Source organism: Butyrivibrio sp. FC2001 (assembly GCF_000424125.1).
Lineage (GTDB): Bacteria > Bacillota > Clostridia > Lachnospirales > Lachnospiraceae > Butyrivibrio.
In genome coordinates this window covers 114536-129896 of record NZ_KE384134.1, presented here as the reverse complement: position 1 = coordinate 129896, position 15361 = coordinate 114536, and the positions used below count along the sequence as shown (strand labels likewise).

13 protein-coding genes are annotated in these 15361 nt (G+C 43.7%); 8 read left to right on the top strand and 5 right to left on the bottom strand.

The window, feature by feature from the left end; genetic code table 11:
* Nucleotides 1-18 precede the first annotated feature (18 nt).
* From G601_RS0119590 to G601_RS26335, 4 genes are all read left to right on the top strand, one after another.
* Nucleotides 19-999 carry a Gfo/Idh/MocA family protein gene (locus tag G601_RS0119590; protein ID WP_026666346.1) on the top strand — a complete coding sequence of 327 codons (981 nt, stop codon included), beginning with the start codon at nt 19-21 and terminating at the stop codon, nt 997-999.
* Between the two features lie 205 nt (nt 1000-1204).
* Nucleotides 1205-2539: an NADP-specific glutamate dehydrogenase gene (gene gdhA, locus G601_RS0119585; RefSeq protein WP_026666345.1), complete on the top strand. Its 1335-nt coding sequence runs from the start codon at nt 1205-1207 to the stop codon at nt 2537-2539.
* A gap of 193 nt (nt 2540-2732) precedes the next feature.
* On the top strand, nt 2733-4268 hold the full coding sequence (locus G601_RS24295; protein WP_035786292.1) for a Na+/H+ antiporter NhaC family protein: 1536 nt from the start codon (nt 2733-2735) through the stop codon (nt 4266-4268).
* A gap of 204 nt (nt 4269-4472) precedes the next feature.
* Nucleotides 4473-4637 carry a hypothetical protein gene (locus G601_RS26335; protein WP_155829476.1) on the top strand — a complete coding sequence of 55 codons (165 nt, stop codon included), beginning with the start codon at nt 4473-4475 and terminating at the stop codon, nt 4635-4637.
* Between the two features lie 199 nt (nt 4638-4836).
* On the opposite strand, the gene ptsP is transcribed toward G601_RS26335, so the two are convergent.
* The 5 genes from ptsP to G601_RS0119550 form a co-directional block, all read right to left on the bottom strand.
* Nucleotides 4837-6543: a phosphoenolpyruvate--protein phosphotransferase gene (ptsP, locus tag G601_RS0119570; RefSeq protein ID WP_026666344.1), complete on the bottom strand. Its 1707-nt coding sequence runs from the start codon at nt 6541-6543 to the stop codon at nt 4837-4839.
* Between the two features lie 109 nt (nt 6544-6652).
* Nucleotides 6653-6916, bottom strand: coding sequence for an HPr family phosphocarrier protein (locus G601_RS0119565; RefSeq protein ID WP_026492028.1), 264 nt, complete (start codon nt 6914-6916; stop codon nt 6653-6655).
* Between the two features lie 105 nt (nt 6917-7021).
* Entirely contained in the window at nt 7022-8959 is a 1938-nt protein-coding gene (locus tag G601_RS0119560; RefSeq protein WP_026666343.1) for a PTS fructose transporter subunit IIABC, read from the bottom strand.
* A 78-nt stretch (nt 8960-9037) separates the two neighbouring features.
* The gene (pfkB, locus tag G601_RS0119555) at nt 9038-9946 is read right to left on the bottom strand and encodes a 1-phosphofructokinase (protein WP_026666342.1); all 909 of its coding nucleotides are present in this window, start codon (nt 9944-9946) and stop codon (nt 9038-9040) included.
* 39 nt (nt 9947-9985) lie between these two features.
* Nucleotides 9986-10735, bottom strand: coding sequence for a DeoR/GlpR family DNA-binding transcription regulator (locus tag G601_RS0119550; protein ID WP_026666341.1), 750 nt, complete (start codon nt 10733-10735; stop codon nt 9986-9988).
* A gap of 219 nt (nt 10736-10954) precedes the next feature.
* Between G601_RS0119550 and G601_RS0119545 the strand changes: the two genes are divergently transcribed.
* From G601_RS0119545 to G601_RS0119530, 4 genes are all read left to right on the top strand, one after another.
* On the top strand, nt 10955-11605 hold the full coding sequence (locus G601_RS0119545; protein WP_242834459.1) for an HAD family hydrolase: 651 nt from the start codon (nt 10955-10957) through the stop codon (nt 11603-11605).
* Between the two features lie 133 nt (nt 11606-11738).
* Nucleotides 11739-12341: a flagellar motor switch phosphatase FliY gene (gene fliY / locus G601_RS0119540; RefSeq protein WP_026492023.1), complete on the top strand. Its 603-nt coding sequence runs from the start codon at nt 11739-11741 to the stop codon at nt 12339-12341.
* 10 nt (nt 12342-12351) lie between these two features.
* A complete protein-coding gene (locus G601_RS0119535; RefSeq protein ID WP_026492022.1) occupies nt 12352-13485 on the top strand; it encodes a DUF4317 domain-containing protein in 1134 nt (377 codons plus the stop codon).
* 127 nt (nt 13486-13612) lie between these two features.
* Entirely contained in the window at nt 13613-15361 is a 1749-nt protein-coding gene (locus G601_RS0119530) for an ABC transporter ATP-binding protein (RefSeq protein WP_026666339.1), read from the top strand.

Genomic DNA, 15361 nt, shown 5'->3' with positions numbered 1-15361 from the left:
ACAGCAAGAGGTAGTGAAATGTTTAATAAGAAAAAAGTTGGAATTATGGGAACCGGTGATATTGCAAGAATGATGGCTAAGACCCTTGGCGGTATGAGAGGAGTTGTCTGTCATGCTGTTGCCTCCAGAACAAAGGAGAAGGCTGAGAGCTTTGCCAGGGAGTTCAAGATAAAGACCTTTTATGGCTCTTATGAGGAGCTGTGCCAGGATCCGAAGATTGACCTGATATATGTGGCTACTCCCCATTCAGCTCATTTTGAGAATGTGAAGCTGGCTCTTGAGAATGGCAAGAACGTCCTCTGTGAAAAGGCATTTACACTTAATGAAGCCCAGGCGAAGGAGCTGTTTCAGCTTGCTGAGGAAAAGAACCTGCTTCTTACAGAGGCAATGTGGACAAGATTCCTTCCGCTTGCAGATAAGCTTAAAGAGGTTATATCCAGCAATGTAATAGGGGATATTTCCCTGGTAATGGCTGACCTTAGCTTTAATATCGCATGGAAGCAGAGAATACAGGATCCTTCCCTTGGAGGCGGAGCCCTTCTTGATCTTGGAGTATATGGACTTACCTTTGCGTCAATGGTCCTGGGAGAGGACATAACCGACATTCAGAGTCAGGCTGTACTCAATGAACATGGAATGGATACACAGGATGTAATAACTCTCAAATACAGAAGCGGACAGCAGGCAATCGTTACATGCTCAGCAATATCCTGTGGCCCCTGCAAGGGTATTATTTACGGTGCCAACGGACATATAGAGGTTCAGGACATCAATAACTTCTCAAGCATTACGGTTTATAATAACGCCGGTGAGAAGGTGGGCTTCTATAAGAGGGAAAAGCAGATAACAGGCTATGAATACGAGGTGCAGGCAGCTTTTGATGCCCTTGAAGAGGGATGGAAGGAGTGTCCTGATATGCCCCATGCCCTTACGCTTAAGATCATGAATACCATGGATTTCATCCGCAAGCAGACGGAAGTGAAATTCCCCGGCGAATGATGGAAGAAAAACTTTTTCAGTTTAATGTAATAAAGTGCTTGACGTTTATCAGTGTCTGTGGAATAATACTTGTCAGACAGTGGTGTCTACGCAAGGGAGCGTAAAGACCTTTAAAGCTTTACGCTCTTTTTTTGTATAATTTTGCGAGAGCTGACCTAAGGGTCTGGTACGCCTAAATAATTTTTTATCTATAGGAGGAGCAAAAATGTCATACGTTGATGAAGTCTACAATTATGTTGTCGAGAAGAACCCCGCACAGCCGGAATTCCATCAGGCTGTAAAGGAAGTACTTGATTCCCTCAGAGTAGTTATTGATGCTAACGAGGAAGAGTACAGAAAGGATGCACTCCTTGAGAGACTTTGCACTCCCGAGAGACAGATTCTTTTCAGAGTTCCGTGGGTTGACGATAAGGGACAGGTTCAGGTTAACAACGGATTCCGTATTCAGTTCAATTCAGCAATCGGACCTTACAAGGGAGGACTTCGTTTCCATCCTTCAGTAAATCTTGGTATTATCAAGTTCCTTGGTTTTGAGCAGATCTTCAAGAACTCACTTACAGGCCTTCCGATCGGTGGTGGTAAGGGTGGTTCAGACTTTGATCCTAAGGGCAAGTCTGACAGAGAGATCATGGCATTCTGCCAGAGCTTCATGACAGAACTTTTCAGACACATCGGTGCTGATACAGACGTTCCTGCCGGCGATATCGGTGTAGGCGGACGTGAGATCGGATACATGTACGGACAGTACAAGAGAATCCGTGATACATACGAGGGAGTTCTTACAGGTAAGGGTCTTACATACGGCGGATCACTTGCTCGTACACAGGCTACAGGTTACGGCCTTCTTTACCTTACAGAGGAGCTCTTAAAGTGCAATGGTTCAGATATTAAGGGCAAGACAGTAGTTGTTTCAGGTGCTGGTAACGTTGCTATCTACGCTATCGAGAAGGCACAGCAGCTCGGTGCTAAGCCTGTTACATGTTCTGATTCTACAGGTTGGATCTATGATCCCGAAGGAATCGATGTTGAGCTTCTTAAGGAGGTTAAGGAAGTTAAGAGAGCACGTCTTACTGAGTATGCTGCTGCAAGAAAGTCTGCAGAGTATCACGAGGGCAGAGGCGTATGGAGCATCAAGTGTGACGTAGCACTTCCTTGCGCAACACAGAACGAGCTTCACCTTGAGGATGCTAAGCAGCTGGTTGCTAACGGTGTTCAGGCTGTATGTGAAGGTGCTAACATGCCTACTACAATCGAGGCTACAGAGTACTTACAGCAGAACAATGTAATGTTCGTAGGTGGTAAGGCTGCTAACGCAGGTGGTGTTGCTACATCAGCTCTTGAGATGAGCCAGAACTCTGAGAGACTTAGCTGGACATTCGAGGAAGTTGACGCTAAGCTCAAGCAGATCATGGTTAACATCTATCACAACATCGATGATGCTGCAAAGAAGTACGGCATGGAGGGCAACTATGTTGCCGGTGCTAACATTGCAGGCTTCCTTAAGGTTGCAGAAGCTATGAAGGCTCAGGGTATTGTATAATACTGACAAATAGGTCATATAATAATGATAGCCTCGCAGTTCTATACTGTGGGGCTTCATTTTTTAAGAAAAAAGTTTTGGAATCATTATGGATAATGGTATGAACAAAATTAGCGTTATTTTGAATAAAAAATGTATCATTATTCAATAATCACTATTATAATATTATTATAAAATGATAGGAGGGGAGCTTATGTTTGCAAATAGTTTTTGGGCACTTCTGCCGGCTATTATCGCGATAGCCCTGGCACTGATCACCAAAGAAGTTTATTCATCCCTGTTCATAGGAATTGTGGTTGGTGGTCTTCTTTATTCTAACTTTAACCCTGTATTAACTATGCAACATGTTTTTGTTGACGGTATGATTGGACAGCTTTCTGACAGCTGGAATGTTGGTATTCTTATATTCCTTGTTGTACTGGGAAATATGGTCATGCTGATGAACCGAGCCGGAGGTTCGGTGGCTTTTGGAAAATGGGCAACAACCCATGTAAAGACGAAGGTCGGAGCACAACTTGCTACCATAGCACTTGGATGTCTTATTTTTATTGATGACTATTTCAACTGCCTGACAGTTGGTTCAGTTATGGGACCGGTTACCGATAAGCACAAGATTTCAAGAGAGAAGCTGGCATATCTTATAGATGCAACTGCAGCACCTGTATGTATTATTGCACCTATTTCTTCATGGGCTGCAGCTGTTACAGGATTCGTTGACGGAGCAAACGGCATTTCTCTTTTCGTAAGAGCAATACCTTATAACTATTATGCGATTCTTACTATTGTCATGATGATAACTCTTACAGTTACCGGCATTGATTATGGTCCGATGAGACTTGCTGAGTTAAATGCCCAGGCTCACGGAAATAAGATCAATAAGCATGTAAAGCAGCATGCGAGTATGACAGGTGCTGAAGATCAGCCCATGCCTCCGGTATCACAGAAGGGCAGGGTTATTCATCTGGTTCTTCCTATTGTTACACTCATTGTTTTCTGTGTAATAGGAATGATTTATACAGGCGGCTTCTTCGAGGGCGAAAACTTTGTTAATGCATTTGCTAATTCTGATGCATCTGTAGGCCTTGTATTTGGCTCTGTATCAGCCCTTATAGTTACAATGATATTTATGATGGCTACAAAAGTTCTTAGCTTTAATGAGTGCATGAATGCGATTCCTGAGGGCTTTAAGAGTATGGTTCCCGGTATCCTCATTCTGACCTTTGCATGGACACTTAAGGCTATGACAGACTCTCTTGGAGCAGCTGATTACGTTGGCGGTCTGGTTGAAACAATCGCTGATAAGCAGAGCTTTATGAGCATCCTTCCTGCTATCGTATTTGTAATCGGAGCATTCCTTGCATTTGCAACAGGAACCTCCTGGGGAACCTTCGGAATTCTTATTCCCATAGTTGCCAAGGTATTTGGTTCAGATATGAACAATGAGCTTATGATCATTGCAATCTCTGCATGCATGGCAGGAGCTGTTTGCGGAGATCACTGCTCACCTATATCAGATACCACCATCATGGCAAGTACCGGAGGACAATGTCACCATATCAATCATGTATCGACGCAGCTTCCTTATGCTATCACAGCAGCGGCTGTATCATGTATTTCCTACATTATCGCAGGCTATATCCGCAACGGTATCGTAGTACTGCCGATAGCTATTGTTCTTATGATTGGTACTATTCTCGGCAGTAGGGTGATTTTTAAAAAGCAGCAATGAAAAAAAGTTTCTTTATAAACGGAAAATGATGTAATAAAATTTTAAGAATTTCTTAAGTTTTTGTTCCTTGATTGAAAGGTGGCTATGCTTTAATATTATCCTTGCATCTGAAAATATCGATGTCTTAATTCTGGGAGGAGAGAGACAGACGTAGAATTCAGAATCTGATGGTGGGGACCTTCAGGTTAAGCAAGGAGAAAGAGTATGGAATGGAAAAAAGCATTTGATCGCATCATGGACCAGTTGTACAATCACCCTGAAGAAATGAGATGCAAGCTTCTGGGGAAATATAATTCACCTGCTACAACTGTTAGCGGGGGCGAGAGCAGAACAGCAATAGAGATGCTTCAGAGCCTTCAGAAGGCTTGATATTGAAGCAGAAGTAAAAATATATAAGGCATATTAAAAGGGATAACCGCAAGGCGGTTATCCCTTATTTTTTGTTGCACAAAACCGGCAAGCGAATGGATGCTTGCATACAAATTCATTTGCCGGTTGTAAGAACATGGAGCACGAAGTGCGGAATGTTCGTGTGCGAAATCGAGTAGGAGTCAGCCTACTCGATCTTTTATTCTTTAGCGGCTGCTTTAAGAGCTGCTACGATTTCAGCCTCTGTATCCATAGCCATTACTTTTTCTGTAAGGGCATCGGCTTCAGCCTTGGACCATTTAGAAATGATGCAGCGGGCTGTCAGTACAAGTACCGGATTCACGCTGTATTCATCAAGTCCAAAGGACATGAGCAGAGGTATCATAAGAGGATCTGCAGCGGCTTCACCGCACATTCCTACAGGTATTCCTGCCTTATTACCACACTCAATGATATGCTTTATTGAGCGGAGCACTGAAGGCTGGAAGGAGGAATAGAGGTAAGCAACCTTAGGATTTCCTCTGTCTACACTCATGGTGTACTGAGTAAGATCGTTGGTTCCGATTGAGAAGAAATCAGCTTCCTTAGCAAGAAGGTCAGCAATAAGAGAAGCGGAGGCTGTCTCTACCATGCATCCCACAGCGATGTTTTCATCGTGGTCTATGCCTTCATTTTTGAGATCTTCCTTGATGCCTGCAACAAGCTTCTTGACGCTTCTTACTTCGTCAACTGTTGTTACGAGAGGAATCATTATCTTTACTTTACCAAAGGCGCTGGCTCTTATAATGGCGCGGAGCTGTGTCTTATAGACCTCCTCATTGCCAAGGCAATAGCGGACAGCTCTGTAACCAAGGAAAGGATTCTCCTCCTTCTCAAGGCCGAGATACGGGATATCCTTGTCACCGCCAATATCCAGTGTACGGATTATGACACATTTGCCATCCATGGTCTGTACAGCCTCTTTATAGGCCTCAAACTGCTCATCCTCCGTAGGAAGGTGAGTATTGTCCATGAAAAGGAACTCTGATCTGAAAAGACCGATTCCCTCACCGTCACATTCGATAGCCTTTTTAGCGTCCTTGGGAGTACCGATGTTGCAGAAGAGCTCAAGTTTTGTTCCGTCAGCGTTAACTGTTTCCTTACCGATGAAGGTCTTAAGCTCGGACTGCTTTCTGATGAACTCCTCGCGCTTTAACATATATTTTGAAAGAATCTCGCCATCGGGATTTATGAAAACATCACCCTCTGTACCGTCGATGATAGCTGTATCCTTGTCCTTAACCTGTTCCACGATTCCGGGAACTGAGAGAACAGCAGGAATCTCAAGCGCTCTTGCAAGAATAGCAGAGTGAGAGGTTTTTCCACCTATCTCTGTGATGATACCGGTTACGTTCTCCTTTATGATCTGTGATGTCATGGAAGGAGTAAGATCCTTGCAGACAAGAACAGTTCCGGGAGCCACCTTGCTGATATCGATATCTTCGATTCCGAGGAGCTTCTTAAGAACGCTCACCTTTACGTCTGAAATATCGGAAGCGCGCTGCTTCATCATCTCATCATCCATCTGTGAAAACATGTTAATGAACATATCGCAGACAGCGGTAAGAGCTGTTTCTGCACACTGTCCGGAATCGATCATCTTGTCCATTTCTCCGGACATGGCAGGGTCTGAGATCATTACAGCGTGGCCCTGAAGAATTTCAGCTTCCTTGGGGCCAATGCGCTTTCTGACATCCTCAGCCATAATGTTTGTCTCTTCAACAAAATCTGAAATAGCTTTATGAAAACGATCTTTTTCTGCAGCAGGATCGTCAATCTTTTTAGGTTCAAATGACAGATCATGCTCCATTATTCTACAGATGCTACCTATGCCTATGCCTCTTGATGCGGCTATTCCTTTATACATGTGTGTTAAGACCTCCATTTTTTTAATAAGGAAGTTCTGATCTCGGGCAGAGCCCTCGCCAGAACAAAGTAGTACACTAAGCTCGAAAACACCTCGCTAAGTGATTACTTTAGTCACCCATACCGGACTCAATAAACTCAGAAAGCTCAGCGAGAGCCTTTTCCTCGTCGGGACCATCACACTCCAGCACGATCTCGGAACCGCACTTGATGCATGCGCTCATAAGGAACATAACACTCTTGCAGTCATAGCTGTTTCCGTTGAAAAGAATCTTTATGTTGCTGTCAAAAGGTGTTGCCTTCTGTGAAAGAAGAGAAGCGGGACGCATGTGCATACCCTGTTCGTTTTTTACTGTGATGTTCTTTGATACCATTATTATTATTTCCTTTCTTGTGTGAAAAATATTTTATCTAAAAATGGGTAATGCACAGCTGCATAATACAGCTGTGCCCCCAAAAACAACTAATCAAATAAGGTTTTATTTCTCAACATTCTTCTTTAAGATGCCAAGAAGAACTGCTGATACCACTGATCCAACGAGGAGTGCTACAAGATACATAGCTACGTTTCCAACAACAGGGAATACGAAGATTCCGCCGTGAGGAGCCATAAGTGTGCACTTGAATGCCATTGAAAGAGCACCTGCAACTGCTGAACCGATCATGAGTGAAGGAATTACATGAAGCGGATCTGCTGCTGCGAACGGGATAGCACCCTCTGTGATGAAGCAAAGACCCATGATGAAGTTAACGGGACCTGACTTTCTCTCACCTTCTGTGAACTTGTTCTTGAAGATAAGTGTTGCAATTGCGATTGCGATCGGAGGAGTCATACCACCAACCATAACTGCTGCCATGATCATCCAACCTGTCTGATCGTTCTGGCTTGCTGTTGCAAGAGCAGCAGTACCGAATACGTAAGCAGCCTTGTTGAGCGGGCCACCCATATCTGTTGCCATCATACCACCAAGGATTGCTCCAAGGATTACGATTGAGCCACTGCTCATTCCGTTAAGTACGCCTGTGATCCATGCGTTAAGAGCACCAACAATAGGATTGATAGCACACATTACAAGACCGATTACCAGGATACCGCAGAGAGGGTAGATGAGTACGGGCTTGATTCCTTCAAGTGCAGCCGGAAGACCGTCTGTAAGCTTTCTGATTGCAAGTACGATGTAACCTGCTGCGAAACCGGCAACAAGAGCACCGAGGAAAGCTGAAGGAATGTCACCGCCGGGAGCTGCAAATGTAGCACCTGATGCAGCGAGAGCACCACCTACGAAACCAACTGCAAGACCGGGACGATCTGCAATACTCTGAGCTATAAATCCTGCAAGGATAGGAAGCATAAATCCGAATGCTGTTCCACCGATTGACTTAAACCATGCAGCTACAGGCTTGTTGGAACCGAAGTTGCTGGGATCGATTGAATAGTCATCGAGAAGGAATGCGATAGCGATAAGGATACCACCACCGATAACGAAAGGAAGCATATGTGATACACCGTTCATGAGGTGCTTGTATGCTTTTCTTCCTGCGCTCTCATTGTCGAAAGATGCATCAGCGGAAGCCTTGCTGCCAGTGTGCTTATAAACCGGAACATCGCCCTTGGTAGCACGCTCGATGAGATCGCTTGAATGATGGATTGCATCAGCAGTTGAAGCCTTGATTACCTTCTTGCCGTCGAAACGACCCATCTCTACATTCTTATCTGCTGCGATGATGATAACATCAGCTTCAGCAATCTCAGCAGCAGTAAGAACGTTCTTAGCACCGCCTGAACCATCAGTCTCAACCTTCATTGAGATGCCGTTGTCCTTAGCGCACTGCTCGAGAGCCTCAGCAGCCATGTAAGTATGAGCGATACCTGTAGGACATGCTGTTACGCCGAGGAATTTGAGATTGGACTTTACAGTAGCAGCTGCAGGACCTTCTAAAGAGGAATTCTTCTTATCTCTTTCAGCTTCCTGCTTATCGATGATATCCAGGAATTCTTCCGGAGTCTTAGCTGCGATAAGTGACTGTGTAAAGCTCTGATCCATGAGCATTGTCATAAGCTTGGACAATACTTCAAGGTGTGTGTCAGCAGCGCCGTCAGGAGCTGCGATCATGAACAGGAGCTTACTGGGAAGATTATCAAGAGACTTGTAATCAACACCGGAAGGAACTGTGATTGCTACGAGACCAGCCTTTTTAACAGCTGATGTTTTAGCATGCGGAACGGCAATACCCATACCAACCGCAGTTGATCCCTTTGCTTCTCTTGCTTCGATTGCTGCCTTGAAAGCAGCCTTGTCATTCAGGTTACCAACCTTGTCGTGAAGAGCTACCATTAGATCGATTGCAGCACCCTGGTCTGCAGCGGTCTGATTTAAGCTAACCCCTTCTTTGCTTAAAAGATCTTTGATTTTCATTATTCTCCCTTTCTATGCATAAGCATTGCTATTGAGTGTACCCCAATACGTTTTTTGTTTATATATAAACGAGACTTGTTATTCTAATGTCTCGTAAATACTGTTGATAAGCTCGCCTGTTGCGAGATCGTCTGAAAAAGCTGTTGCACTGCCTGCTGCAGTTCCCATATTCAAGGCTACCTTGTAATCCTTTGTCTTCATATATCCTGCAACAAAGCCTGCTACCATTGAATCACCGGCTCCGACTGAGTTCTTAACCTTACCCTTCGGAACACCTACGCGGAAGCGCTGACCGTCCTCTGTGATAAGCATCGCACCGTCGCCTGCCATGGAGATGAGTACGTTTCTTGCTCCCATATCCTGAAGCTTCTTGGCATGCTCCTCGATCTCATCATCGGTCTTAAGAACTGTGCCGAACATCTCTCCAAGCTCGTGATTGTTAGGTTTAATAAGGAAAGGATGATACTTAAGAACATTCATGAGAAGGTCCTTGGTTGCGTCAACTACGAAGATGACGCCCTTATCCTTTAATCTGTCCAGGATGATCTCATATACATCGCTGGGAAGAGTGCTGGGAATGCTTCCTGCAAGGATCAGCATATCGCCCTCTTTTAAATTATCGAGCTTCTTTAAAAGCTCGTTGTAAGCTTCATCGCTTATTGCAGGACCCTGAGCGTTGATTTCTGTTTCCTGCTCGGATTTTATCTTTACGTTTATTCTTGAGATTCCCTTATCAAGCATTATGAAATCAGCAAGAATTCCCTTCCTTTTTACATCCTCTACGATTGCTTCTCCTGTGAAGCCTGCCGCAAAGCCAAGGGCAGTGTTCTCGATTCCGAGGTTCTTCAATATAGTAGAAACATTGATGCCTTTACCTCCAAAGAAGCAATCCTCAGAAACCGAGCGGTTTGTCATGCCGGGATCCAGAGGCTTGTCCATGCGGACAATGTAGTCAATGGCCGGGTTAAACGTTACTGTGTAAATCATGTTTTTCTCCCTTCAAAAATAATGAAGCTATGTTCTTGCTTACGGAACTGCTTTGATGATCGTCTGATCTTTGTACTTTTTTGGGGGCTCTTCATCGGTTATAATGCAGCAGCTTCGCAGGTCTGAAAAAGTGACTGAGCTTACTACACCGAATTTACTGTGGTCTGCAAGGACGTAGGAGAGGTAAGTGTGCTTAATGGCCTCCGCCTTGACCAGAGCCTCGTCCACATCAGGGGTAGTGAAGCCTGCCTGAACCGATACACCGTTGGTTCCCATGAATGCTTTTGTGAAGTGGAACTTACTGAGTGCTTCGACACAATCAGGACCGATGACTGCTTCTGTAACCGGCTTGATTCTTCCTCCGATGATCATGGTGGAGAGGCCTCTCTCGAGAAGTCTCTTTGCATGAACGATACCGTTAGTGATGTATTTTGCTTTTTTATTAGTGATATGGTCGATCAGATGAAGAGTGGTTGTACCGGAATCAATATATACAAAGTCGTTATCCTGTATGAGAGAAGAGGCATATTCTGAGATGATGTCCTTCTCTTCAGTGTTCTTCTGTATTTTTTCTGCTACGGAAGGCTCTACAGTGTTGACGTCCTTGGAACTAAGTGAAGTTGCTCCTCCGAAAACCTTGAGGATTCTGCGTTCAGCATGAAGTGCGTTAAGATCACGTCTTATCGTTGCTGCTGATGTATCCAGTGCTTCAACCAGTTCCTGAACCGTTGCTGCCTTATGTTCTTCTATATAAGAAACGATCGCAGATCTTCTTTCTTCTGTAAGCATGATTATTCTCCCCAAAATGATTATGATGGTGCGTTTACGCACAAAAACATAATTGTGTTCACCATCTGAGTAAAGAATATCATCACAAATAATCAAAGTCAATCACAGATAATCACATTAATGAAATATTAATAAACAAAAATAATCACAAAAAATTGTAAAAAATCACTTACAACATGTTTATGAAAATCTTATAATGTTTTAGTTAGGAGAATGATTATGGAGATAAAAGCAGTTTTATTCGATCTGGACGGAACACTTATAGACACTGAGAAGTACTACCAGATCATATGGCCCAGGGCCGTTGAACACTTTGGATACAAGATGACAAGGGAGCAGACCCTGCAGCTCAGGAGCCTCGGAAGACCCTTTGCACCTGAGAGATTTAAAGAGTGGTACGGCGATGATTTTAATTATCAGGAAGTAAGAGAATACAGAAAGAAGCTTTTTGAGGAGCATATTAAAAAAGAAGGCATAAGCTTAAAGCCCGGTGCAAGGGAGATCCTCTCATGGCTTAAGGAGAGCGGAATCATCATATCCACTGCAACTGCCACGGATGAGGAGCGCACAGAGAGATATCTTAAAAATGTAGGCCTCTTTGAGTATTTTGACAAAATATGCTGTGCAACCATGGTAAAGGAAGGAAAGCCAAAGCCTGATATTTACCTGTATGCAGCAGAGCAGGTCGGAGTACCTAAGGAAAACTGCATAGCGGTTGAGGATGCTCCAAACGGAGTCCGCGCAGCAGCGGGCGCAGGGATTAAAACCATATACATTCCTGATCAGAATGACGATGAAGAGGAAGTAAAAGGACTCTATTATAAGAGGTTTGATTCACTTTTAGAACTCAAAAATATTATAGAAAATTAAGAAATCACAGACCGAAACTTCCTTTACACCCACACTCTAATGGCATAAAATAGATGTATATCCGTGATATCTAGCGATGGTTACTTTGTCTTAAGTAATTAAAAACTGATTATACAAGGAGCGAGGGGTTCTTATGGATCAGGCACTTACAAACCAACAGATAGACACATTAGGAGAAATAGCCAACATCAGTATGGGTAATTCAGCTACCACACTTAGTATGATGGTAAACAAGAAGGTTGATATTACCACTCCTAACGTAAGCGTTATCAAGAGAAGTGAATCACTTGATGACTATGAAAAAACCTGCATTTTCGTGCAGATTCATTATGTCAAGGGACTTACAGGTAATAACGTCCTAATCCTTAAGGAAAATGATGTCAAGGTCATGACAGATCTCATGATGGGCGGCGATGGAACGAATACTGATTGCGAGATTTCAGATCTCCATCTTTCAGCAGCTTCAGAAGCCATGAACCAGATGATGGGAGCAGCAGCTACATCTCTTTCGATGATGCTCAGCGTGCCTACTGATATCAGCACACCTATAGTCAACAGAATCGATGTTGACAGTGTGAAGATTTTTGAAAAAAGTTTTGAAACAGAATACGATAATTTCGTTAAGATTGCTTTTAAGATGACTATTGAAAATCTTATAGATTCAGTTATGGTGCAACTCTACCCGGTTCAGTTTGCTCGCGAGATGTGTGATAAATTTATAGCAAAGGATGAGTAGATAAGCACACATGAACAAAGCAGAAGTATTAGAAATAAGGAAACAATTCACACCCGACAGATGTACTATTGATCACATCTGCGGGTGTTATGTTGATGGGGAGTTGAACAAACGACTTGTATTTAAGAAGGCGTTTGGAAGTATACCCGAAGAGGAAATGTTTAAATATCTGGACATTTTCAAGCACACACTTTCAGGTGTTTTCGGGAAAAGTCTTATAAATCTTGAATTTCCACTTGATCAGGAACAGGAAGGCGGAACGCAGGAATTTTTACTGCGTCTTAGAGACTCTCATCTTGAGGATGATAGTCTTATTGATGAGTTTTATGACAAGATCATCGGGAACCTTTTCATGGAGGACAGCTATTTTATTATTCTCGTCCATGCTATTTATGATGTTCCCGGAATAACCAATGACGGTATTGAGATGGAGGATGCATCTGAGAATATTTATGATTACATGCTCTGCAGCATCTGCCCTGTAAAGCCCTCCAAGGCAGGTCTTTGCTACAACGATAAGACCAATGAGATCGAGGACAGATACCGTGACTGGGTTGTTGACGGTCCTGCGAAGGGATTCCTTTTCCCTGCATTTATAGAGCGTAACGCAGATATTCACAACATGCTCTATTTCTCCAAAAAGCCCAATGACATTCAGCCGGAATTCATCCAGGCACTTTTCGGAGGAAGACCGCCGATGTCAGCGCCTGAACAGAAGACACTTTTCCAGGCTCTGGTTGAGGAGACCATAGGTGAAGAGGCAGATTACGATGTAATGAGGAATATCCATGAAAATCTGACCACCATGCTTGAGGATCATGAGGAGGATGAGGTTCATTTTGAACTTTCCAGAGATGATGTTAAGCATCTTCTTAAGGATAGTGGTGTTCCGGATGACAGAATGGATTACTTCGATCACAACTATCAGGAGATAGTGGGAGAGCAGGAGCAGCCTCTTCTTGTTACCAACATTGCTAACACAAGGAAGTTTGACATCTCTGCGCCCAACGTTGTGATCAAGGTTGATCCCGACAGAGCAGACCTTGTTGAATCAAGGATCATCGACGGAAGACAGTGCCTTGTTATCGCAGTTGATGACCACATTGAAGTAAATGGAATAAATGTACGTACTTTTCTTCAGTAATTAACAGATTGGACACAATTTGTATGTATGATAGATTAACAGAACCGCTCTACGGTTCTGTTTTTCGGTGCAAAAGCTTTCCGAATCTGTAAAAGCTACGCACAATATAAAAGAGGAAGGTGAAAAGATGGTAAAGAAAATACTTGGGGAATTACATGAATTTACCCTGCCAAGCTTTCTGACGCCCCTGTGCATGATCGGTGAAGTCATCGCCGAGATGATCATACCGGTGCTCATGGGACGTATCGTGGACCTTGGCATTAATGGTGCGGACATGGGCTACATCATCCGCACAGGAATACTGATGATTGTGGTTGCACTGCTCGGACTTCTTGCCGGTCTTGGCGGAGCCTACTTTGGTTCAAGAGCTTCCACAGGTCTTGCAAGGAACCTTAGAAAAAGGATGTTTGATAATATTCAGACCTTTTCCTTTGCAAACATCGATAAGTTCTCATCATCAGGACTTGTAACAAGACTTACAACTGACGTTACCAATATACAGAACTCATATCAGATGATCCTCAGAATGGCTATGAGAGCTCCGGCTTCCATGGTAATAGCCATGATCATGTCGTTTATTATTTCACCCAGACTTGCGTCTATCTATCTTATCGCAGTTCTGTGCCTGGGAGTTTTCATTGTTATCATAATGAACAAGGCTACCAAGTACTTCAAGGCAGTGTTTGAGAAATACGACAGACTTAACGAGAGCGTTCAGGAAAATGTATCTGCAATCCGTGTTGTAAAGGCATACGTCCGCGAGGAGTATGAGAACGACAAGTTCAAGACAGCAGCACTTAACATCTATGAGATGTTTGTAAAGGCAGAGAAGGTCGTTACCCTGAACGGACCTGTAATGACAGCGACAGTTTACGCCTGCATCCTCCTTATCAGCTGGGTAGGTGCTCACATGATCGTTTCAAATGAGCTCACAACAGGTGCCATGATGTCACTGCTTACATACTGCATGAACATCCTCATGAGTCTTATGATGCTCTCCATGATATTCGTTATGGTGACAATGTCATCTGCAAGTGCGAAGCGTATCGTTGAGGTTATCGACGAGAAGACAAGCCTTGCCAATCCTGAAAAGCCCATCATGGAGGTTAAGGACGGAAGCATTAAGTTTGACCACGTTGATTTTGAATACAACAAGGAGTCAGAGGAGCCTGTACTTAAGGATATCAACCTTGAAATAAAGTCAGGTGAGACCATAGGTATTATCGGTGGAACAGGTTCTGCCAAGTCCTCACTTGTTAATCTTATAAGCCGACTTTATGACGTATCCAAGGGATCAGTCAGTGTCGGAGGAGTGGATGTCAGAAAGTACGACATGGAAGCCCTTCGTAATCAGGTTTCCGTAGTACTTCAGAAAAATGTCCTCTTTAGCGGAACTATTTATGAGAACCTTCGCTGGGGTGACAGAAATGCCACCGACGAGGAGGTAAAAAGAGCCTGCAGCCTTGCATGTGCAGACGAGTTTATTGAAAAGATGCCTGATGGCTATGATACCTATATCGAGCAGGGCGGAACCAATGTTTCAGGTGGACAGAGACAGAGACTTTGTATCGCAAGAGCCCTTCTTAAAAAGCCTAAGATTCTTATCCTTGATGATTCCACAAGTGCGGTTGATACAGCTACGGATGCCAAGATCAGAAAGGCATTTGCAGAGGAAATACCTAACACCACAAAGCTTATCATCGCTCAGAGAATATCAAGTGTTCAGGACTGTGACAGAATCATAGTAATGGAAGATGGTAAGGTGGACGGCTTTGGAACTCATGAGGAGCTCCTTGCAAATAACACGATTTACCGTGAGGTTTACGAATCACAGGTTGGTTCAAGCGGCGATGCAGATTTCGATTCACCAAAGTAA